The organism is Listeria monocytogenes (assembly GCF_013282665.1).
GTDB lineage: Bacteria > Bacillota > Bacilli > Lactobacillales > Listeriaceae > Listeria > Listeria monocytogenes_C.
In genome coordinates this window covers 743,368-761,935 of the sequence record NZ_CP054041.1, presented here as the reverse complement: position 1 = coordinate 761,935, position 18,568 = coordinate 743,368, and the positions used below count along the sequence as shown (strand labels likewise).

Annotated in this window: 23 protein-coding genes and 1 other RNA gene; 19 read left to right on the top strand and 5 right to left on the bottom strand. The window is 37.6% G+C overall.

From position 1 onward, the window contains the following. The first annotated feature begins 5 nt into the window (after window positions 1-5). From smpB to HRK21_RS03865, 5 genes are all read left to right on the top strand, one after another. Window positions 6-470 (top strand): SsrA-binding protein SmpB, encoded by a 465-nt coding sequence (gene smpB, locus HRK21_RS03885; protein WP_003723350.1) that lies wholly within the window; start codon window positions 6-8, stop codon window positions 468-470. A gap of 281 nt (window positions 471-751) precedes the next feature. Continuing rightward, window positions 752-1,121, top strand: a transfer-messenger RNA (tmRNA) gene (ssrA, locus tag HRK21_RS03880). Window positions 1,122-1,279: 158 nt separating this feature from the next. Beyond that, window positions 1,280-1,849: a YdcF family protein gene (locus HRK21_RS03875; protein WP_069888403.1), complete on the top strand. Its 570-nt coding sequence runs from the start codon at window positions 1,280-1,282 to the stop codon at window positions 1,847-1,849. Between the two features lie 40 nt (window positions 1,850-1,889). Next, window positions 1,890-2,786: a helix-turn-helix transcriptional regulator gene (locus tag HRK21_RS03870; RefSeq protein ID WP_070006514.1), complete on the top strand. Its 897-nt coding sequence runs from the start codon at window positions 1,890-1,892 to the stop codon at window positions 2,784-2,786. Between the two features lie 55 nt (window positions 2,787-2,841). Then, window positions 2,842-3,225: a GyrI-like domain-containing protein gene (locus HRK21_RS03865; RefSeq protein WP_069888405.1), complete on the top strand. Its 384-nt coding sequence runs from the start codon at window positions 2,842-2,844 to the stop codon at window positions 3,223-3,225. A 31-nt stretch (window positions 3,226-3,256) separates the two neighbouring features. Here the strand turns inward: HRK21_RS03865 and HRK21_RS03860 are convergent, their stop codons facing one another. Then, complete coding sequence (locus HRK21_RS03860; protein ID WP_069888406.1) at window positions 3,257-3,598, bottom strand: YxeA family protein; 342 nt, start codon at window positions 3,596-3,598, stop codon at window positions 3,257-3,259. A gap of 123 nt (window positions 3,599-3,721) precedes the next feature. On the opposite strand from HRK21_RS03860, the gene HRK21_RS03855 reads away from it, so the two are divergent. Beyond that, window positions 3,722-4,234, top strand: coding sequence for a ClbS/DfsB family four-helix bundle protein (locus HRK21_RS03855; RefSeq protein WP_070006513.1), 513 nt, complete (start codon window positions 3,722-3,724; stop codon window positions 4,232-4,234). A 20-nt stretch (window positions 4,235-4,254) separates the two neighbouring features. Here HRK21_RS03855 and HRK21_RS03850 read toward each other — a convergent pair whose 3' ends face one another. After that, on the bottom strand, window positions 4,255-4,665 hold the full coding sequence (locus HRK21_RS03850; protein ID WP_069888408.1) for a VOC family protein: 411 nt from the start codon (window positions 4,663-4,665) through the stop codon (window positions 4,255-4,257). Between the two features lie 267 nt (window positions 4,666-4,932). Between HRK21_RS03850 and licT the strand changes: the two genes are divergently transcribed. Beyond that, window positions 4,933-5,790, top strand: coding sequence for a BglG family transcription antiterminator LicT (licT, locus tag HRK21_RS03845; RefSeq protein WP_003730014.1), 858 nt, complete (start codon window positions 4,933-4,935; stop codon window positions 5,788-5,790). A gap of 61 nt (window positions 5,791-5,851) precedes the next feature. On the opposite strand, the gene HRK21_RS03840 is transcribed toward licT, so the two are convergent. Further along, complete coding sequence (locus HRK21_RS03840; protein WP_012580794.1) at window positions 5,852-6,160, bottom strand: SdpI family protein; 309 nt, start codon at window positions 6,158-6,160, stop codon at window positions 5,852-5,854. Between the two features lie 126 nt (window positions 6,161-6,286). On the opposite strand from HRK21_RS03840, the gene gad reads away from it, so the two are divergent. Next, the gene (gene gad, locus HRK21_RS03835) at window positions 6,287-7,690 is read left to right on the top strand and encodes a glutamate decarboxylase (RefSeq protein ID WP_069888409.1); all 1,404 of its coding nucleotides are present in this window, start codon (window positions 6,287-6,289) and stop codon (window positions 7,688-7,690) included. 36 nt (window positions 7,691-7,726) lie between these two features. Here the strand turns inward: gad and HRK21_RS03830 are convergent, their stop codons facing one another. Beyond that, window positions 7,727-8,488: an alpha/beta hydrolase gene (locus HRK21_RS03830; RefSeq protein ID WP_070006512.1), complete on the bottom strand. Its 762-nt coding sequence runs from the start codon at window positions 8,486-8,488 to the stop codon at window positions 7,727-7,729. A gap of 132 nt (window positions 8,489-8,620) precedes the next feature. Further along, a complete protein-coding gene (locus HRK21_RS03825; protein ID WP_003726488.1) occupies window positions 8,621-8,785 on the bottom strand; it encodes a hypothetical protein in 165 nt (54 codons plus the stop codon). Window positions 8,786-8,940: 155 nt separating this feature from the next. Between HRK21_RS03825 and HRK21_RS03820 the strand changes: the two genes are divergently transcribed. From HRK21_RS03820 to cesK, 11 genes are all read left to right on the top strand, one after another. Beyond that, entirely contained in the window at window positions 8,941-9,912 is a 972-nt protein-coding gene (locus HRK21_RS03820; RefSeq protein ID WP_070006511.1) for an ABC transporter substrate-binding protein, read from the top strand. Further along, complete coding sequence (locus HRK21_RS03815) at window positions 9,912-10,922, top strand: FecCD family ABC transporter permease (RefSeq protein WP_003739697.1); 1,011 nt, start codon at window positions 9,912-9,914, stop codon at window positions 10,920-10,922. The genes HRK21_RS03820 and HRK21_RS03815 overlap by 1 nt, the downstream gene beginning before the upstream one ends. After that, window positions 10,919-11,710 (top strand): ABC transporter ATP-binding protein, encoded by a 792-nt coding sequence (locus HRK21_RS03810; RefSeq protein WP_070006510.1) that lies wholly within the window; start codon window positions 10,919-10,921, stop codon window positions 11,708-11,710. The genes HRK21_RS03815 and HRK21_RS03810 overlap by 4 nt, the downstream gene beginning before the upstream one ends. Before the next feature lie 141 nt (window positions 11,711-11,851). Continuing rightward, a complete protein-coding gene (gene rodA / locus HRK21_RS03805; protein ID WP_003739695.1) occupies window positions 11,852-13,021 on the top strand; it encodes a rod shape-determining protein RodA in 1,170 nt (389 codons plus the stop codon). 76 nt (window positions 13,022-13,097) lie between these two features. Further along, window positions 13,098-14,273 carry a rod shape-determining protein RodA gene (rodA, locus tag HRK21_RS03800; protein ID WP_003739694.1) on the top strand — a complete coding sequence of 392 codons (1,176 nt, stop codon included), beginning with the start codon at window positions 13,098-13,100 and terminating at the stop codon, window positions 14,271-14,273. A gap of 155 nt (window positions 14,274-14,428) precedes the next feature. After that, window positions 14,429-14,782, top strand: coding sequence for an arsenate reductase family protein (locus HRK21_RS03795; protein ID WP_069888414.1), 354 nt, complete (start codon window positions 14,429-14,431; stop codon window positions 14,780-14,782). Window positions 14,783-14,822: 40 nt separating this feature from the next. Next, window positions 14,823-15,200 (top strand): glycine cleavage system protein GcvH, encoded by a 378-nt coding sequence (gcvH, locus tag HRK21_RS03790; RefSeq protein WP_003739692.1) that lies wholly within the window; start codon window positions 14,823-14,825, stop codon window positions 15,198-15,200. Between the two features lie 84 nt (window positions 15,201-15,284). Further along, window positions 15,285-15,569, top strand: a complete 285-nt coding sequence (locus HRK21_RS03785) for a thioredoxin family protein (RefSeq protein WP_070006509.1) — start codon at window positions 15,285-15,287, stop codon at window positions 15,567-15,569. Between the two features lie 191 nt (window positions 15,570-15,760). Beyond that, window positions 15,761-16,636 (top strand): cation diffusion facilitator family transporter, encoded by an 876-nt coding sequence (locus tag HRK21_RS03780; RefSeq protein ID WP_003739690.1) that lies wholly within the window; start codon window positions 15,761-15,763, stop codon window positions 16,634-16,636. Between the two features lie 74 nt (window positions 16,637-16,710). Then, window positions 16,711-17,406, top strand: coding sequence for a response regulator CesR (cesR, locus tag HRK21_RS03775; protein WP_070006558.1), 696 nt, complete (start codon window positions 16,711-16,713; stop codon window positions 17,404-17,406). After that, window positions 17,396-18,538 (top strand): histidine kinase CesK, encoded by a 1,143-nt coding sequence (gene cesK, locus HRK21_RS03770; RefSeq protein WP_003739688.1) that lies wholly within the window; start codon window positions 17,396-17,398, stop codon window positions 18,536-18,538. Before cesR ends, cesK begins: the two co-directional genes overlap by 11 nt. Window positions 18,539-18,568: the final 30 nt, after the last annotated feature.

Sequence of the window (18,568 nt, the reverse complement as noted above, 5' to 3'; positions counted from 1 at the left end):
GAGTTATGCCAAAAGGTGATGGTAAACTAGTCGCGCAAAATAAAAAGGCGCGCCACGATTACGCAATTGAAGAAACTTTTGAGGCTGGCATTGTCCTGCAAGGCACTGAAATTAAATCCGTAAGAAATGCGCGGGTAAACTTAAAAGATTCCTATGCACGTATCGACAAAGGGGAAATTTTCTTACACAATATGCATATTAGTCCATATGAACAAGGGAACCGCTACAATCATGATCCACTAAGAACGCGCAAGTTGCTCTTACATAAGAAGCAAATCAGCCGTTTAATTGGAGAAACGAAAGAGTCTGGTTATTCGATTGTTCCACTAAAAATGTATATTAAAGATGGCTACGCAAAAGTGCTCATCGGTGTAGCTCGAGGTAAAAAGAAATACGATAAACGTCAAGACTTAAAACAAAAAGAAGCAAAACGTGATATCGAACGTGCCTTTAAAGAGCGCCAACAATAAAAGCCTAAATCTAGTCATTCAACCAAAAGTTGGAGAAGCTAGATTTAGTCTTTTTTCATATGTCGATTTTTGTGAATTCGTTATTGGCATTGATTTTAACGGAATAGAGCCTTATGCAGAAGAAGGCAAAGTTATGAAATACACAGTGAAAATAACCACTAATTAATTGAAAACTTGTAGCATGCTAAAAAATAGTTGGGCATTTGGCTATGTCACAAGTTTTTTCTGTTTGTAAAGCCTTGTTTTTTCCTGTATAATAACTACTGTTAGACTTTAACTCTGGGGATGTTACGGATTCGACAGGGATAGTTCGAGCTTGAGTTGCGAGTCGGGGGGATCGTCCTCGTTATCAACGTCAAAGCCAATAATAACTGGCAAAGAAAAACAAAACCTAGCTTTCGCTGCCTAATAAGCAGTAGCATAGCTGATCCTCCGTGCATCGCCCATGTGCTACGGTAAGGGTCTCACTTTAAGTGGGCTACACTAGTTAATCTCCGTCTGAGGTTAACTAGAAGAGCTTAATCAGACTAGCTGAATGGAAGCCTGTTACCGGGCCGATGTTTATGCGAAATGCTAATACGGTGACTACGCTCGTAGATATTTAAGTGCCGATATTTCTGGACGTGGGTTCGACTCCCACCATCTCCATATGTGAAATTTGTTAAGAAAGATTATATATTCTCTGATAGTTTATCAAGCTATTTAAGAATATATGATCTTTTTTATTTCCTTTAACTTGATTATTTCTTTCTCTTTTATTTAAAATCTTCTGCTAAGCTGTTAATAAAGAAGTAGAGAGGACGAGCTAGATGAGAAGTTTGAAGAAAATGGTCGTTATTTTAATCATAATTGGTTTTATCTATTTATTAATCGTCGCGGCCTTTATGTTTAGTTGCTCTAGGACGAAACCAATTGAAAATGCTGATACAGTACTAATTTTAGGTGCAAAAGTGAATGGAGATCCAGCAGTTCCTTCGTTAGTTTTGCAAGAAAGGTTAGATGCAGCAGTTGCTTATTTGAATGAATATCCAAAGGTAAATGTGATTGTTAGTGGCGGGCAAGGTGCTGATGAGACTACGACGGAAGCTGCGGTTATGGAAGAATATTTGGTTAATGAAGGAATTGCAAGAAAGCGGATTGAAATGGAAACTAAATCCAAAAGAACGGAAGAAAATATTAAATATAGCAATGAAAAATTTGAACTAGGAAAAACAGTGATTGTGACAAGCGACTATCATATGTATAGAGCCTTAATGTTAGCAAAGCGTCAGGGGATTGATGCATCAGGTCTCCCAGCCAAATCTAGAACACCTGCTAAATACAAAGGTATGATGCGCGAAGTTTTATCCATCACATATGCATGGGTTTTTGACCGATAATACATGCTATAATAAGGCTAAAAGAGCTGGAGGTTTTGGGATGAAACTAGAGCGGATTTTAGCAATATTAGTCATGATTTTGGAGCGAAAAGTGCTGGCAAGTGAGCTGGCTGAAAAATTTGAAGTAAGCACAAGGACGATTTATCGCGATATGGATACGCTACTTTATGCGGGATTTCCAGTTGTTGCTTTGCCGGGGAAAAACGGCGGATTCACGATGCTCGATACATATAAAATGGCGACATTTACTTTTTCGGAGGCGGAAAAACAGATTTTGCTTGAGGCATTAGAGGCGCGTTCGGAGTTTATGCTGAATGATAGCCAAGAAATTTTACGAGAAAAAATCACACTATTACAGACGGGAAAACCAACTAGCAAACATATTTTCTTTGACTCAGCGACACAACATCGTCAGCAAATCGAAGCAGAAGTGAAACGAAAAGTTGCCTATATCCAGAAAGCTTTTACGACAAATAAACAATTAGAAATTACGTATATTGCTATGAGTGGCGCAGAAACAACGCGGGAGATTTCACCGCAAAAATTAAACTTGATGGATGGCAGTTGGTATTTAGAAGCCTATTGCCATAAAAGAGCAGCGATTCGTCATTTTAAATTAACGCGAATAACTTCTTTGAAAGAAATAGGTAAAGCGATTATGGATGTCGAAGAAACGGAGCACCAGCCTGCAGAAATGAAAAGAATTGTGTTGGAATTTCCGAAAAATCAACTTGGGAAATTGTTGGATTATTTTTTGCAAGAAGAAATGGTAACTGGAGAGGATTATGTACGTGTAAGCTTTTTATATGATTTGGAGCGGAATATAATCCCGTTTTTATTGATGTTTGGAAGTGCTGTGAAAATTATAGAACCTGCATCGCTCCAAAAAAACTACAAATCCGAAGTGGAAAAACTTTATTTTAATTTGAATTGTTGACAGATGGTTGTCAGGTTTTGTTCGCTATAATGGTTTTAAAAGGAGGCGGCAAATAATGATTTTACAAGAAAATAAAGAAATTTTCGGGAAAAAGATACGTGCAAATAATGCTAATTTCAGTCCGATTGCAGAACTTTGGGGTGAAGTGATGGTCAATAAACCAGCTGGAGATATTTTTGCGGTATATAGTAATTATGCTAGTGATTATAAGGGTGACTATGATTTGTTAGTAGGAACAAGAGATTGGGATGAACAACAGAGTGTAATCATCGAACCAGGCGAGTATGTGGTGTTTTCAGTAGATAACGCGAATCATAAAGGCGTGGAGAAAGTTTGGCAGGAGATTTGGGCCCGGGATAGTGAGTTAAAACGAGCATATAAAATAGATTTTGAATGGTATCATACAAGTGGCAAAATAGATATATATATTTCTATATAAAAAATCCCCTCGCAAAGAGGAGATTTTGTTATTAGTTAAGTTTTTCGGCTGCTTTAGCGGGTACTTCTTTTTCTGGAACTTCTTCAAAGGAAGTTACGCCTTTGTCTTCTTTAATATAAAGTTTTAAGTAAGCGCCTTTACGTAATTCTTTATCTGCAGAAAAAGTAACTTCTGTTTCTTTACCGTCTTCATCGTATGACGGGAGCGTGTAGTTATAATTGAAGCTTATTTCTTTTCCTTTCGTAGGATCTTTTGTAATTTTAACGTAAGAAGTGTCTGCTCCTATTTTATTGGCATTTTTAAAGTAATATACACCGCCGATAATTCCGCCAAGTAATAGTACACTTATAATAATTATAACGATTTTTTTCATATCAATCATCCTTTGCTTAGTTGTTACATTTATTGTATATGGAAAGGAGGAGTTAATCCTTCTCAACAGACAACAAAAAGCCTATTTAAACTTACATAATTGTTAGAAAGGAGTAATATTTAGATGGCGAGGCCAAAAAATAAAGAAGAATTACTTCAACAAAGTACGACTAGTTACCAAAAGTTAATAGATTTAATAGACTCTATACCAAAAGAAATGCAGCAGGACACGTTTCCGTTTGAGGATCGAGATAAAAATATTCGTGATGTAGTAGTGCATTTACACGAATGGCATAAGATGGCACTAAATTGGTATAAGGTTGGGATGCGCGGAGAAAAACCATTTATGCCAGCGGAAGGTTATACATGGAAAACAACGCCAGCACTTAATTTGGTTATATGGAAGAAGTATCAGAAGATGGGCTTAGAAGAGGCGAGAAATTTATTAGCATCTACGCACGACGAAGAAATGCGTATCATTGCGGAACATTCGAATGAAGAACTTTTTACGAAGAAATATTATAAATGGACCAATACTACTTCACTAGGAGCCATTTTTATTTCAAGTACATCAAGTCATTACGAATGGGCTATTAAAAAAATACGGAAATTCAAGAAAACCGCTGGAATCAAATGAATTCCAGCGGTTTTCTATTTTTATTGTAAAGCGGATTCGTCTAAATAAGCAATTTCCCATAGATGGTTGTCTAAGTCAAGAAAACTTCTGCTATACATGAAATCATAGTCTTGTGTTTCGCCTGCTGTTTTTGCGCCGATTTTTAGTGCATGATCAACTAATGTATCAACGGCTTGGCGGCTATCTTGGGTGATGGTGATAAGGACTTCGCGTGCTTTTGTTGTGTCAGCGATGCCTTCTTTATGGAAAGTCTGGAAGAAATCTTCTTTCAAGAGCATGGCGAAAATATTGTCTCCGATGAGCATTTGGGTAGCATTTTCGTCTGTGAATTGCGGATTAAATTCGTAGCCAAGTTTCGTGAAAAAAGCGACGGTTGCTTGTAAATCTTTTACAGGCAAATTAATAAAAATTTGTTCCGAGTGTGTTGCCATAATTTATCACCTCCAGCCAAAAATAGCATGCAGAAAACTACATGTCAATGAATAAGTTGTGGTAAAGTAGGGAAGATATAAAGTAATCCAAAATTGAATATCAAAAAACCACTTGTAATCGGTTTCTTTTTGTACTATAATGTTAGAGAAAAGCATAGGATTGTTACTGCTGAGGCGGGCAAAACCTGAATTAATTCAAGTGCTATTTTGATATTAATAGCATTGGAATTAGTTTGGGTTTTTTTCTTTTGAAAGAGGTGAAAATGCATGATTATCAAAAAAATACTGAATAACAATGTTGTAATCGCCGAGGGTAAAAGTGGCAAGGAGTCTGTAGTGATGGGCCGTGGTCTTGCTTTTCAAAAGAAACTTGGAGATGAGGTGGAGGTATCCAAGATTGAAAAAACATTCGTAATGGAAACACATGAACTTTCAGAAAAGCTATCTGAATTACTTAGCGAGATTCCCCTGAAACATTTACGTGTTGCGGATGACGTGGTCCAGTATGCGCAAGAAACTTTGGAAACAGATTTAAGTGACAACATTTATTTAACCCTAACTGATCATATTAACTTCGCTGTGTCACGGTATAATCAAGGTATTAATTTGAAAAACGCATTATTATGGGAAATAAAACGATTTTATCACGCAGAGTATTTGGTGGGAATGAAGGCACTAGATTTTATCGAGCAAGAAGTTGGTATTCGTTTGGACGAAGATGAAGCTGGTTTTATCGCACTTCACATTGTAAATGCTAGACAAGACGGACAACAGATGCACATGACTGTAGCGATGACTCAAATTGTTCAAGATATTTTAAGTATTGTTACATATCATTATGGTATGGTCTTGGATGAAACTTCACTGAATTACACGCGTTTTATTACACATTTACAGTATTTCGCACAACGTTTACTTCGAAAAGAGATTGTTGATTCTGGCGATGACTTTTTATATGAACAAGTACAACTTAAATACCCAGAAGCTTTTAAATGCACGAAAAAAATTGACGCTTATTTGATTAATACACATCATACAGAACTAACAAGAGATGAGCGTGTCTATCTTACAATTCATATTTATCGTGTTACCGAACGCAATACAATTATAAAAGAAGAAGAGTAAAATTTTTTTGGACTTATATGTAATGGATTACAGGAAAAGTACTGCTTAGCGCGGTGCTTTTTTATTGGAGTTTTTTCTCAACTAAAATAACGGACAGTAGCACGGCGAAAATACTTGTTGTTAATAAAATCGAGCTTCGGACAAAGGCGTGCATCGGGATAAAAGCGAGTGTAAGGGACAAAACTAAAAGTAAAACCCCGATAGTAATCCAGTAGATTCCAAGTAGTTGATGCGCTTTTTGCCAAGAGATTTCATTTTTTAAAGATGCTTTCGTTCGATAACTAAAGCGACTTTCTTTATTTTTAGGTGGATTCACCCGGTAGATGACACCGAGAATAATAAGTAAAAGTGGAAAAATTAAATCAAACATAGTGAGCCTCCTTATAGGTACCACCGTAGTATAACAAATTATTGTGAAAAATTGAACGGTTTGTCTCTGTGTTTTAATGGGTATTGGTGGATGAAGGTAATCAGTTATTTTAAAGGAGGAAAAAAGATGCTTTATAGTGAAAACGACAAGCGGAAACACGAAAGTTATCGAATCCCGCTCTTTGGATCTGAGGAAGAAAGCACGAGTATCCCGAAATATGTATTAAAAAAGGAACCGATGGAACCACGCATTGCGTATCAATTAGTGAAAGATCAGTTGATGGATGAAGGCAATGCGCGGCAAAACTTGGCGACTTTTTGTCAGACATACATGGAAAAAGAGGCAGAAATACTGATGGCGGAAACGCTCGAAAAAAACGCAATTGATAAATCTGAATATCCGCAAACAGCTGAACTGGAAAATCGATGTGTCAATATTTTGGCTGATTTGTGGAATGCGCCCAAAGATATGTCTTATTTGGGGACTTCGACAGTGGGGTCTTCGGAAGCGTGTATGCTTGGCGGTTTGGCAATGAAATTCCGCTGGCGTAACAATGCGGAAAAACGTGGTCTAGATATTCAGGCAAAACGGCCAAACTTGATTATTTCATCAGGCTACCAAGTATGTTGGGAAAAATTCTGTGTATACTGGGATGTCGATATGCGTGTTGTACCAATGGATAAAGAGCATCTCAGTATCGACGTAAATAAAGTGTTTGATTTGGTCGATGATTATACAATTGGGATTGTCGGAATTTTAGGCATTACTTATACTGGTAAATTTGATGATATTCAATTATTAGATGAAAAAGTAGAGGCATATAATGAAGCAAACGAGCATCAATTAGTCATTCATATTGACGGCGCAAGTGGCGCGATGTTTACACCATTTGTAAATCCCGAATTACCTTGGGATTTCCGCCTTAAAAATGTTGTTTCTATAAATACTTCTGGTCATAAATACGGATTGGTTTATCCGGGTGTTGGCTGGATTTTGTGGAAAGATAAAGAATATTTACCAAAAGAGCTTATTTTTGAAGTTAGCTACTTAGGTGGTTCGATGCCGACAATGGCGATTAATTTCTCTCGTAGTGCGAGCCAAATTATTGGTCAATATTATAATTTCTTACGTTATGGATTTGAAGGCTACCGAGAAATTCATGAAAAAACAAAGAAAACAGCCCTATATCTTTCAAAAACGGTTGAAAAAAGCGGCTATTTTGAAATTATTAATGATGGCGCTAATTTACCGATTGTTTGTTACAAATTGAAGGAAGGACTGGATGTAGAGTGGACGCTGTATGATTTGGCTGATCAGCTTTTGATGAAAGGGTGGCAAGTTCCAGCCTATCCACTTCCGGCTGATTTAAGCGATACGATTATTCAACGGTTTGTTTGCCGAGCAGACTTAGGCTATAACGTGGCAGAAGAGTTTGCCGCTGACTTTGCAGACGCGATTCATAATCTGGAACATGCTAGAGTGCTGTATCATGACAAAGAACGCAACGATTCATACGGATTTACGCATTAAAAAAGAAGACTTGGATGATGAGTCCAAGTCTTCTTTTTATGAAAGTGGAAGCCAGTCGATAATTTCTTTTATACTCTTATCCCAAAACTCCCAATCATGGTCGCCGGGGCCTTCGCGGTATTCTAGTGGAGCATGTCTCTCAAGTGCAAAATCACGGAAACGAATATTGTCTTCATAAAGAAAATCTTCTGTACCACAATTTTGGAAAAGAGCTGGTAACTCCACGTTGTTTGTTAGATTAGTTTCTAATAAGTGGAATAAGTCATTTTCCGTACCAGTTTGGCTGGTCATTTCTCCAGTGATGGCACGTGTGCTGAAATTTTCGAAGCAGTCTTCTTTAATGATATAATTAATATCCATGACGCCGGACATACTAGCCGCAGCTTGGAATTTTTCTGGAAAAGTAAGTGCAACTTTGAACGCACCATAACCTCCCATGGAATGACCAGCTATGAATGTATCTTCTTTTTTATCCGAAAGTGGGAACCAATTTTTCATGACGTGCGGCAGTTCCGTGCTAACAAACTCAAAAAAGTCGCGACCGTGAACCATGTTAGAGTAGAAGCTATGATCTGCTGCCGGCATAATGACAGCGAGCCCTTTCTCAGTGGCATAGCGTTCGATATTCGTATTGCGTACATAAGTTGTGTGGTTATTCGACAAACCGTGAAGAATATATAATGTTTTATATTTAGGAATCGAGTCATGATAAAGTGCATCTGTTTCGGGCAAAATCACCGTTACACTTGTTTGCATAGCTAAACAAACTGATTTGAAATTAAGTTCTAAAATAGCCAATGTAGGAGCCTCCTGACGTGTCTTTTTTTCTAGTATACATGATTTTTAAGCGAAATAAAATAAATATAACTTATCTTATGAGTTAACTCGGAATTAAACGAAAAATAAAGAACCTGCACGAACAGGTCCTCGTTATTTTTTAATACTTGGTTTCTTTTTATCAACGATGTTTAAGATTTCTTCGAGTTTGCGATTCTTTTCGAGAATGGCTGCTTCTTTGAATTGTTCGGTCGTGACTGGGGGCATTGTTTCTTTGCAATTTTCATGCGCTAGATTTGGAAAAAGATTATCAGTCATTTTTCATCGCCTCCTTAAGTTAATTATAAAGTATCAGCAGAAAAATATCGACTATTTGAATATAGATGAAAATAATTCTCAATTAGGGGTTCGTCTTTTTGAATATCGTGTTATAATTTAGTAAAATGAAAAGGACAGTGTTGTGGAGGGGAATTATGAAGAAAATAACTATATTGACATTAAGTATAACAGCCGCACTACTCCTTGCATCGTGTGGAAATGATACGGCAACTGATACAAATAATGAAACAACAAAAACGGAAAATAAATCGCAAGCGGCTCTAACAATAACAGATATGGCCGGGCGTGATGTTTCTTTTGATAAAAAACCAGAGCGAATTATCGCACTGACGAATGCGGATATGAATATTATCTATGCACTTGGTGGAACGGTGGTAGGGCGCCAAACAACGGATGCGAGTGGTGTTCCTAGTGGTGCGAAGAAAGCTACAGAAGTCGGCAATACCCATGATTTGAATTTAGAAAAAATTGCCTCTCTTGGTGCAGATGCTATTGTCGCAAGTTCAGAACAAAACTTAAAAGATGTTCCTGCGATGGAAGGTGTCGGGCCAAAAGTCGTGTTGACCGGAGCTAACTCAATTGATGAAATTAAACAACAAATTGCTGTACTTGGCGAGCTTTTAGGTAAAGAAACAAAAGCCAAAGAGTTAGAAACGAATATTGATCAAAAAGTGGCGGAAGTGAAGAAGAAACAACAAGGTAAAAAAGTACGCTCATTACTTGTGCTAGGCGCTCCCGGAAGTAATTACGCGGCATTACCGTCCTCATTAAGTGGAAATGTTTTAGAAATTGCTGGCGGAGAAAATATAGCGAAAGATTTTAAAGGCGTTGAAAACTTTCCGCAATATGCTTCGATGAACGTAGAAAAAATTGTTGCAGCTGACCCGGAAGTGATTTTCTTAATGATTCATGGCGGGGACGAAAAAGAAACAGAAGCAGCATTCAAGAAAGAAATGAAACAAAATGAAGCTTGGAATTCAACAAGCGCCGTTAAAAATGATCATATTGTCGTACTTCCGGCAGAGCTATTCGGAACAAATCCTGGAATTAAAATTGATCAAGCATTGGATTATATGACAGATGAGATAAATAAGGTGGATAACTAATGACAACTGTGAAGGCGCATGATCCGCGGCGAAAACGTAGACGGATAACTTTTATTGTAGTAATCGTTTTACTTATTTTAGCTTTTTTCTACGGACTGACAACGGGGTCCGTGAAAATTACATATAGTGACGCTTGGCAAACTTTGACTGGTGGCGGGAGTGACCTGGCGAACCAATTGATTTGGAACTTGCGATTGCCGCGGTTATTAATTGCTTTCTTAGTAGGAGCGGCACTGGCAATTGCTGGCTGCTTATTGCAAGGTGTTATGCGAAATCCATTAGCAGATCCAGGTGTAATTGGGGTTTCAGCGGGTGGCGGTTTTGTGGCCATTTTAATGACATTAGCATTTCCTGCTTTGGCTTCTTTTGTTCCAATTGGCGCATTTTTAGGTGCTTTTGGTACGGCCATTTTAATTTATTTATTAGCATGGGATCGTGGCGTTTCCCCATTACGTGTCATTTTATCTGGTGTTGCTATTAATGCTTTTATTGGCGCAATGACTTCTGGAGTTATGGTACTTTATAGCAACCGGGTCCAAAGTGTTATTTCTTGGATGACAGGAACGCTTTCTGGGAAAAGCTGGTATCATTTGGATATGATTTGGCCGTATATGCTGGTTGGATTTGTTTTAAGTGGTTTTGCGATTCGTTCTTCTAATGTATTGCTACTAGGGGACGATGCTGCGAAATTACTTGGCTTTTCTGTGGAACGACATCGCTTTTTCATTATAATGTTGGCAGCTTTTCTAAGCGGTGTGGCGGTTAGTGTAGCTGGACTTATAGGCTTTGTTGGGCTTGTTGTGCCACATATTTTTCGTCTAATTATCGGGAATGACTATAAATATTTACTACCGCTTTCCGCACTTGGCGGGGCTTTATTAGTTGGTTTTGCTGATACGGCGGCTAGAAGTTGGTTTGGTTCCATTGAACTTCCTGTTGGAATCCTGCTTGCGATGATAGGCGCACCATTCTTCTTATTCTTACTTCAAAGAGGGAGGGTAGCTTCATGAATTCAGCATTAGAACTAAAAAATGTTTCTTTCTCACGTAAAAGAGATTTTGAAATGAAAAACGTGAACGCGAGCATTCCAGAAGGGAAAATCACTACGCTTATCGGTCCAAACGGCTCGGGGAAATCGACTATGCTGCGTTTGATGATGCGCCTTTTGACACCGGATAGCGGGGAGGTTTTCTTAAATGATAAAAACATTACTGAAATCCCATCGAAAGAATTAGCGAAAAAAATGACGATGTTATCACAAGCTCCAGAAGGTTTGGTAGATGTGATGGTGCATGATTTAGTAGCGTATGGTCGTTTGCCGCACCGAAGCTGGCTCTCTACTTTGCAAGAAGAGGACGAGGCGGTCATTCACTGGGCTATTAAAGTGTGTAACTTAGAAGAATTAGCTTATCGCCCACTACATTCGTTATCAGGCGGGGAACGACAACGCGCGTGGCTGGCAATGGCTCTTGCGCAAAAAACGCCTATTTTATTATTAGATGAGCCAACTACTTATTTAGATATTGCGCATCAACTAGAATTGTTAGATTTACTCGTGCATTTAAATAAAGAATATAAATTAACTATCGTGCTCGTTTTACATGATTTAAATCAGGCGGCAATTTACAGTGACCATGTTTTTGTATGCGAAAATGGACAATTAGTCAAAGATGGCTCGCCTAGAGAAGTTTTCACGACAGAGCTGCTTCGTGATGTTTTCCATATTACAGCGGATATTACCGAAAAAGATGGGAAGCAACATATTCATCCACTTGCTTCGACTCGTTTTGAATATTAAAGAAAACAGAAAGAAGATTAGAATTTGGTGAAAAAGCTTCCTATCCAAGGTAAACTTTATTATAATAGATGAAGGCTGTTGCTCTTTTTAAGAATAGCAGCCTTTTTACATTTAAATTCAAACACAAAAGGACGGAAAACAATGGCTAGAAATAGAAAAAAAGCAGTTCGAGTAGACTATTCGATTATATTTTTAATGATGTTGCTTTGTGTTATTGGTCTTGTGGCGATTTATGTTGCTGGACTTGTAAACGACCAATATACAAATAATTTCTTGTTGCAACAATCTATTTGGATTGTTATTTCTACTGGTGTAGTTATTGTTATTGTACTTTTTTTCGATTATGATAAGCTGCAATGGGCGGCGTACTATCTTTATGGAATCGGCAACTTGTTGCTAGTGCTTGTACTCATCGTTGGTGATGAGCGAAAAGGATCCAAAAGTTGGATTAGTATCGGATCGCTTGGGAGTCTGCAACCATCAGAATTAATGAAAAGTTTTTTGATTTTAGCACTTGCGAAAGTCATTTGGGATCATAATAAAAAATATAAAATACATACCGTAAGTTTAGATATGCAGTTACTTTTAAAAATAGGTATTGTTTCTATTCTTCCGCTTGGTCTTGTAGCACTTCAACCGGACCTCGGAACGATTTTAGTATTTATTGCTATTATTGTTGGTATGGTATTTCTTAGTGGCGTCACTTGGAAAATTTTGTTACCAGTTTTCAGTTCAATCGCACTTATTGGTGGGACTTTAATCTATTTAGTGATGTACAATCAGGCCTTCTTACAAAAATTAGGCTTTAAACCATACCAATTTAAACGTATCACTTCTTGGTTAAGGCCGGAAGAGGATCCGCTTGGCGACGGAATGCAGTTACTTCGTTCAATGCAAGCGATTGGTTCTGGGCAGTTACAAGGAAATGGAATCGGTAATCAAGCTATTGCGATTCCGGAAAACCATAATGATTTTATTTTTTCTATTATCGGTGGGAATTTCGGTTTCATTGGTGGCTGTGTGCTTATTATGTTATACTTTTTACTGATTTACCAAATAATTCGAGTAGCTTTAGATATAAATATTCCTTTTTACTCGTATATTTGTGCAGGTGTTTGCTCGATGATTTTATTTCACGTTTTAGAAAATATCGGGATGACAATTGGTCTTCTTCCAATTACCGGTATTCCGCTACTTTTTGTCAGTTATGGGGGAAGCTCACTTCTTGGCGCATTTATGGCACTTGGACTCGTGTTATCGGCGAGATATAATGCTCCAGAAGTTAACTTAGGGAAAGGAAATCGTTTCTGATTTTCTTTTTTAAACTGTTTGGGAGAAAGCGTTCGTTTTTGTTTATACAAACCAACCAGTAAGGAGTAATTAAATAATGAATCAACAAAATAAACTAGCTGGACGCATTGATTACGGGATTGTTCTATCAATGATGTTACTTATGATAATCAGTTTGGTGTCCATTTATAGTGCGCAATTAACAAATAATCAATATGATGCTAACTTTGTTGTCAAACAAGCCATGTGGTTTGTCGTGTCGACATTCGCCATTATTGTTGTGATGCAACTAGATTATGACAGGCTTACGAAATGGGCTTATTACTTTTATGGACTAGGTCTATTTTTGCTCGTATTTGTATTACTTTTCGGGAGAGAAGTAAAAGGAGCGAAGAGCTGGATTGTTATTCCGTTTTTAGGGAACATTCAGCCATCCGAGGTTGTAAAGGTCATCTTAATTGTCGTTTTAGCAAAAGTGATTTGGGATCATAATCGAACATATAAAGTTCATCGTTTTAGTTATGATGCTTGGTTACTTTTGAAGATTGGCTTATTTACGTTAATACCACTTATTCTTATCATGTTACAACCCGATTTAGGGACGGCACTTGTGTTTATTGCTATTATGTCGGGAATGATTCTTGTTTCCGGAATTACATGGAAAATTATTGTGCCACTATTTGGATCTATTGCGGCAATTGGGACGGCGCTGATTTGGATGGTTATTTATCATCAAAATTGGTTGACGAGTCTAGGTTTTAAACCATATCAATTTGACCGGATTACGACATGGATTAATCCAGAGAATGACCCTCAAGGTGGAGGTTACCAAGTACTACGAGCCTTAACGGCGATTGGTTCTGGACAGATTTCTGGGAACGGCGCGGGATATGACGCCATCGCTATTCCAGAAAATCACAATGACTTTATTTTTACGATTGTAGCCGGGGATTATGGCTTTATTGGCGCAAGTATCTTGCTCGCCATTTATTTCTTGTTAATTTATCAAATTATTCGAGTGGCGCTAGATGTTGGCGTACCGTTCTATTCTTACATTTGTACGGGTGTTGTCATGATGTTAATGTTTCACGTACTGGAAAATGTTGGTATGAATATTGGTTTATTGCCGATTACAGGTATCCCACTTCCATTTATTAGTTACGGTGGTAGTGCTCTGCTCGGGAACATGATGGCAGTTGGGCTAGTTCTCGGGATAAGGTTTAACTTTAAGAAATCGATGTTTGAAGTGAAAGAAGAAAATCACGCATCTTAAAATAAAAATACAAAAGTCGGAAATGACTTTTGTATTTTTAAAACTGCGAATGAATACGCTTTCAAAATCTCTGTTTTTTTCTAAGCGTTGCCATTTGTACTTTTATAAAAAATGCACTATGATAGTAATAGAATGCAATCGGAGGGAGAGGCAAAATGATTAATTTTTATTGGTATCCAAAATGTAGCACCTGTAAGAAAGCAAAAGCATGGCTTGAAAATGAGCATGTTGATTTTAATGAAGTAGATATTAAGACAGAAACACCAACTGCGGAAGAGTTACAACAGTGGCATGAGGCTAGTGGGCTTCCTATCCGCCGTTTCTTTAATACAAGTGGTATTAAATACCGCGAGCTTGGTCTGAAAGATAAATTAGATGCTCTTTCGCCGGAAGAAGCTTATAAATTACTTGCATCTGACGGTATGCTAATCAAACGCCCACTAACTACGAACGGCAAAGAAGTGACGCTTGGTTTCAAAGAAGAAGAATTTGAAGCAACTTGGAAATAGTCAATATAGATAATTGCATGAAAAAGGAGGAGTTTTGAAAATGAGTTTACCAAAAGACTTATTGTACACAGAAGAACACGAATGGGTGAAAGCAGAGGATGGTAGTTATGTTATTGGGATTACGGACTTTGCGCAAGATCAATTAGGGGATATCGTATTTGTTGAATTGCCAGAGGTTGGCGACACTGTAACAAAAGGCGACTCCATCGGTAGCATTGAATCTGTAAAAACAGTATCTGATTTTTACGCACCAGTAACTGGTAAAGTAGTTGCTGTTAACGAAACATTAGAAGATGAGCCAGAACTAATTAATAGCAATCCATACGATACAGGCTGGATTTTAAAACTTGAAGAAGTGGAAGAAGCCGATGTGAAGGCTCTTTTATCAAGTGAAGATTACGAAAAAGTATTAGATTAATTTTTAGGAGGCCGGCTTGGGATAACCGAAGCTGGCTTTTTTTGATAGGAGGCGTTTTTTCTGGAAATCTGGGAAAAAGAAAGTTTGCAGACAGCGCAAAAAAAGGGCGCGGATTTTGTCGTTTTCTTTTTTACGCCGATGTGTGGTAGTTGCCAGATAGCAAGCCGTCTAGTGGACGTGGTTTTGGAGGCGGACTCGCTTCACGCAGAAGTCAGAAAAGTAGACTTGAATTATGTGCCTGAGATAGCACAAAGCATGGAAATTACATCCGTCCCAGCGCTAGTTAAATTTAAGAACGGTCAACCAGTCGATTTAAGTTACCAATTACATGATGCAACGGCGATTTTTGAATTCCTGTATAGCAAATGATACAGGGATTTTTTCTGTGTTCAATTTTGCCTTAACGCAAAAAAGTTTCGTCCCTGATATAGAACTGCGTTTAACTAAAAACGTTGCTATAGACACAATTCTGCTGCTTGTGGTAAGATAATTCGAGTTGTTAAAATAGTGTTTTATAAAGAGAGATTTTTAGTGAAACATAAAATATCGGAGGCATTTCTATGAACCATTCTAATCTTACTATTTTATCTGTTTGTAGTAATTTTGTTATTGTTGTACTTAAATTGATTGTCGGCTTTTTTACAGGTTCCGTGGCAGTGATTTCGGAAGGGATTCACTCGTCGATGGACTTATTTGCCTCAATCATCACTTTCTTCTCGATTCGAATTTCTAATCAACCGGCCGATGAAGACCATCCATATGGACATGGAAAAGCAGAGAATATTGCGGGAACTATTGAAACTTTACTTATATTTGTAGCGGGGATTTGGATTATTGTTGAATCGGTTAATAAACTTGTAAATCCTCACGAAATTCGTTTTCCAGCGCTTGGTATTATGGTTATGCTTTTCGGTGCTATCGTGAATATTATTGTGTCTCGTATTATCAAAAAAGCGGCCAATGAAGCTAATTCAGTTGCCATGAAATCTAATGCATTACATTTATATACCGATGTGTTTACATCGCTTGGAATTGCGCTTAGTTTGTTCCTTGTATACATAACAGGATGGCTTTGGTTAGATCCTGTCATCGCCATTTTAACAGCATTTTACATTATGTATGAGGCGTATAAATTATTAAAAGAGTCTTTTCCGCCATTAATGGACAAACGCTTGTCTGCGGACGAAGAAGAAGCAATTAAGCAAATCATTTTGACGCATAAAACAAAATTTATTGAATTTCATGATTTTCGTTCAAGACGTGCAGGAGCGGAAGAATACATTGATTTTCATTTAGTCGTATCTTCCTCAATGACAATTGAAAGTGCGCATTCGCTATGTGACGAAATTGAAGCAGAAATTATGAATTTTTATTCGAAAGCAGAAGTTCTTATCCACTTAGAGCCAGAAGAGGAACGGGTCTTCACGCGAATTTAATCCAAGCTCTTTCTATTCGATTTGTTGCTAAAGTGTTACAATAGGTAGAAATAAGAATGGAAAGGACAATGAGTATGACAACTTCTATTTTAATTGCGGATGATGATAAAGAAATTGTTGATTTAGTGAAATTATATTTACAAAATGAAGGATATACGATTTATCAAGCTTATGATGGTGCGGAAGTATGGCGTTTAGTACAAGAAAAACAGCCAACTTTAGTGATATTAGATATAATGATGCCTGAAATGAACGGTTTAGAAGTATGCCGATTAATGAGAGATAACGGGATTTTGACTCCCATCTTAATGCTTAGTGCAAAAGCTGAAGATAACGACAAAATCATGGGGCTTTTAACAGGAGCCGATGACTATATGGTCAAACCATTCAACCCATTAGAGCTTTCTGTACGTGTGAAAGCTATTTTAAGAAGAATGCAACAAATGAGTCAAGCAGAGCCTGTTAGTCAAGATAAAGTCATCATTGGACCGATTTTAGTTGACCGTGGACTTCACGTGGTAACTGTAGGTGGAAAAGAGCTTCATTTGACGACTTCTGAATTTGATATTTTATTTTTACTCGCGAATGAACCAGGTCGCGTTTTTAGTTCAGAATATATTTTTGAGAAAATTTGGCAAGAAAAAGCCCTTGGAGCGAGTAAAACAGTAATGGTCCATATTAGTAATTTGCGTGATAAATTGCGTGAGGCGATGGGCGGAGAAAATGTGATTAAGACTATTTGGGGAGTAGGGTACAAAATTGAAATCTAAACTAGAACTGTTGTTTACGAAAATTAGCCATGTGATGAATATTTGGCAGGCGACTTTTTTTGCAGCTGTTTCATGGGTTTTGGCTTTAATTACCGTACAAACTATTTATTTATGGAGTATTTCTATTCGGGATGATTCTTTATTTTTACGAGAAGTATCTCAGGCCATCGTACAATTATTTGGGACGAATAAATATACGCGAATCATGCAATCTTTTTGGATGTTATCGTTAAAATTTCTGATTATCTTTTTAATCGCTTGCCTATTCTTTGCTTTTTTCTATCGATTGATGCGTCAAAGAATTTTGAAGAAACAACTGCGTACAATTAATTTTGCGCTAAATGACGGGAAGCCGGTTGATACAGAAAGTTTTGTGCCGGAAATTCAAGAACTGGAACGCAACATTGAAAATATGCGAGAACGCCAGAAAAAATTAATGCAACAAGAAGAACAAGCCCAGCAAGCTCGAAATGACTTAATTACCAATGTTTCGCATGATTTGCGAACGCCGCTTACTTCTATTTTAGGTTATTTAAGTTATATACATGAAGATCGTTATCGTGATGAAATTGAGCTTCGTTATTACACCGAGCTTGTGTACGGGAAAGCGCGTCATTTGCACAAACTGATTGATGATTTATTTTCTTATACAAGACTCGATAGCGTGGATTACCAATTAAAGAAAGATGAGTTAGATATTATTGAGCTGCTCCGGCAATTAGTGGCGGAATACGACGGACGAGCTGCGGAACGTAATATGCAGATTGTCGAACATTTTGATGCGAATAAACTAATTATTGGCGGCGATGGTAACCAAATTATGCGCTTGTTTGAAAATTTATTTTCGAACGCCCTTAGATACGGAGAAGGCAATAAACAAATTGATGTCAGTGCAAAAAAAGAAGATAATATGGCCGTTGTGCGCGTAACGAATTACGGTGAAGAAATACCAAATGTGGACTTACCATACCTGTTTGAACGTTTTTATAAAGTAGATAAAAATCGGACCACAACAGGTACTGGCTTAGGGCTTGCGATTGCTAAGTCTATCGTCGAAAAACACGGCGGAATTGTTACAGCTGAAAGCAAAAAACGCCAAACCAGTTTTATCGTCAAACTACCGCTAATTTAATCTTTAACAATTCTTAAAAGTTTCTTTCCG

Excerpts from the sequence above, each read along its gene's own strand:
- HRK21_RS03865 (WP_069888405.1), top strand. The coding sequence starts at position 2,842 with ATGATTTTACAAGAAAATAAAGAAATTTTCGGGAAAAAGATACGTGCA.
- HRK21_RS03855 (WP_070006513.1), top strand. The coding sequence starts at position 3,722 with ATGGCGAGGCCAAAAAATAAAGAAGAATTACTTCAACAAAGTACGACT.
- HRK21_RS03780 (WP_003739690.1), top strand. The coding sequence starts at position 15,761 with ATGAACCATTCTAATCTTACTATTTTATCTGTTTGTAGTAATTTTGTT.
- HRK21_RS03810 (WP_070006510.1), top strand. The coding sequence starts at position 10,919 with ATGAATTCAGCATTAGAACTAAAAAATGTTTCTTTCTCACGTAAAAGA.
- HRK21_RS03860 (WP_069888406.1), bottom strand. The coding sequence starts at position 3,598 with ATGAAAAAAATCGTTATAATTATTATAAGTGTACTATTACTTGGCGGA.
- gcvH (WP_003739692.1), top strand. The coding sequence starts at position 14,823 with ATGAGTTTACCAAAAGACTTATTGTACACAGAAGAACACGAATGGGTG.
- rodA (WP_003739694.1), top strand. The coding sequence starts at position 13,098 with ATGAATCAACAAAATAAACTAGCTGGACGCATTGATTACGGGATTGTT.
- licT (WP_003730014.1), top strand. The coding sequence starts at position 4,933 with ATGATTATCAAAAAAATACTGAATAACAATGTTGTAATCGCCGAGGGT.
- HRK21_RS03840 (WP_012580794.1), bottom strand. The coding sequence starts at position 6,160 with ATGTTTGATTTAATTTTTCCACTTTTACTTATTATTCTCGGTGTCATC.
- HRK21_RS03825 (WP_003726488.1), bottom strand. The coding sequence starts at position 8,785 with ATGACTGATAATCTTTTTCCAAATCTAGCGCATGAAAATTGCAAAGAA.
- HRK21_RS03815 (WP_003739697.1), top strand. The coding sequence starts at position 9,912 with ATGACAACTGTGAAGGCGCATGATCCGCGGCGAAAACGTAGACGGATA.
- HRK21_RS03820 (WP_070006511.1), top strand. The coding sequence starts at position 8,941 with ATGAAGAAAATAACTATATTGACATTAAGTATAACAGCCGCACTACTC.
- cesR (WP_070006558.1), top strand. The coding sequence starts at position 16,711 with ATGACAACTTCTATTTTAATTGCGGATGATGATAAAGAAATTGTTGAT.
- gad (WP_069888409.1), top strand. The coding sequence starts at position 6,287 with ATGCTTTATAGTGAAAACGACAAGCGGAAACACGAAAGTTATCGAATC.
- smpB (WP_003723350.1), top strand. The coding sequence starts at position 6 with ATGCCAAAAGGTGATGGTAAACTAGTCGCGCAAAATAAAAAGGCGCGC.
- rodA (WP_003739695.1), top strand. The coding sequence starts at position 11,852 with ATGGCTAGAAATAGAAAAAAAGCAGTTCGAGTAGACTATTCGATTATA.
- HRK21_RS03875 (WP_069888403.1), top strand. The coding sequence starts at position 1,280 with ATGAGAAGTTTGAAGAAAATGGTCGTTATTTTAATCATAATTGGTTTT.
- HRK21_RS03850 (WP_069888408.1), bottom strand. The coding sequence starts at position 4,665 with ATGGCAACACACTCGGAACAAATTTTTATTAATTTGCCTGTAAAAGAT.
- HRK21_RS03795 (WP_069888414.1), top strand. The coding sequence starts at position 14,429 with ATGATTAATTTTTATTGGTATCCAAAATGTAGCACCTGTAAGAAAGCA.
- HRK21_RS03870 (WP_070006514.1), top strand. The coding sequence starts at position 1,890 with ATGAAACTAGAGCGGATTTTAGCAATATTAGTCATGATTTTGGAGCGA.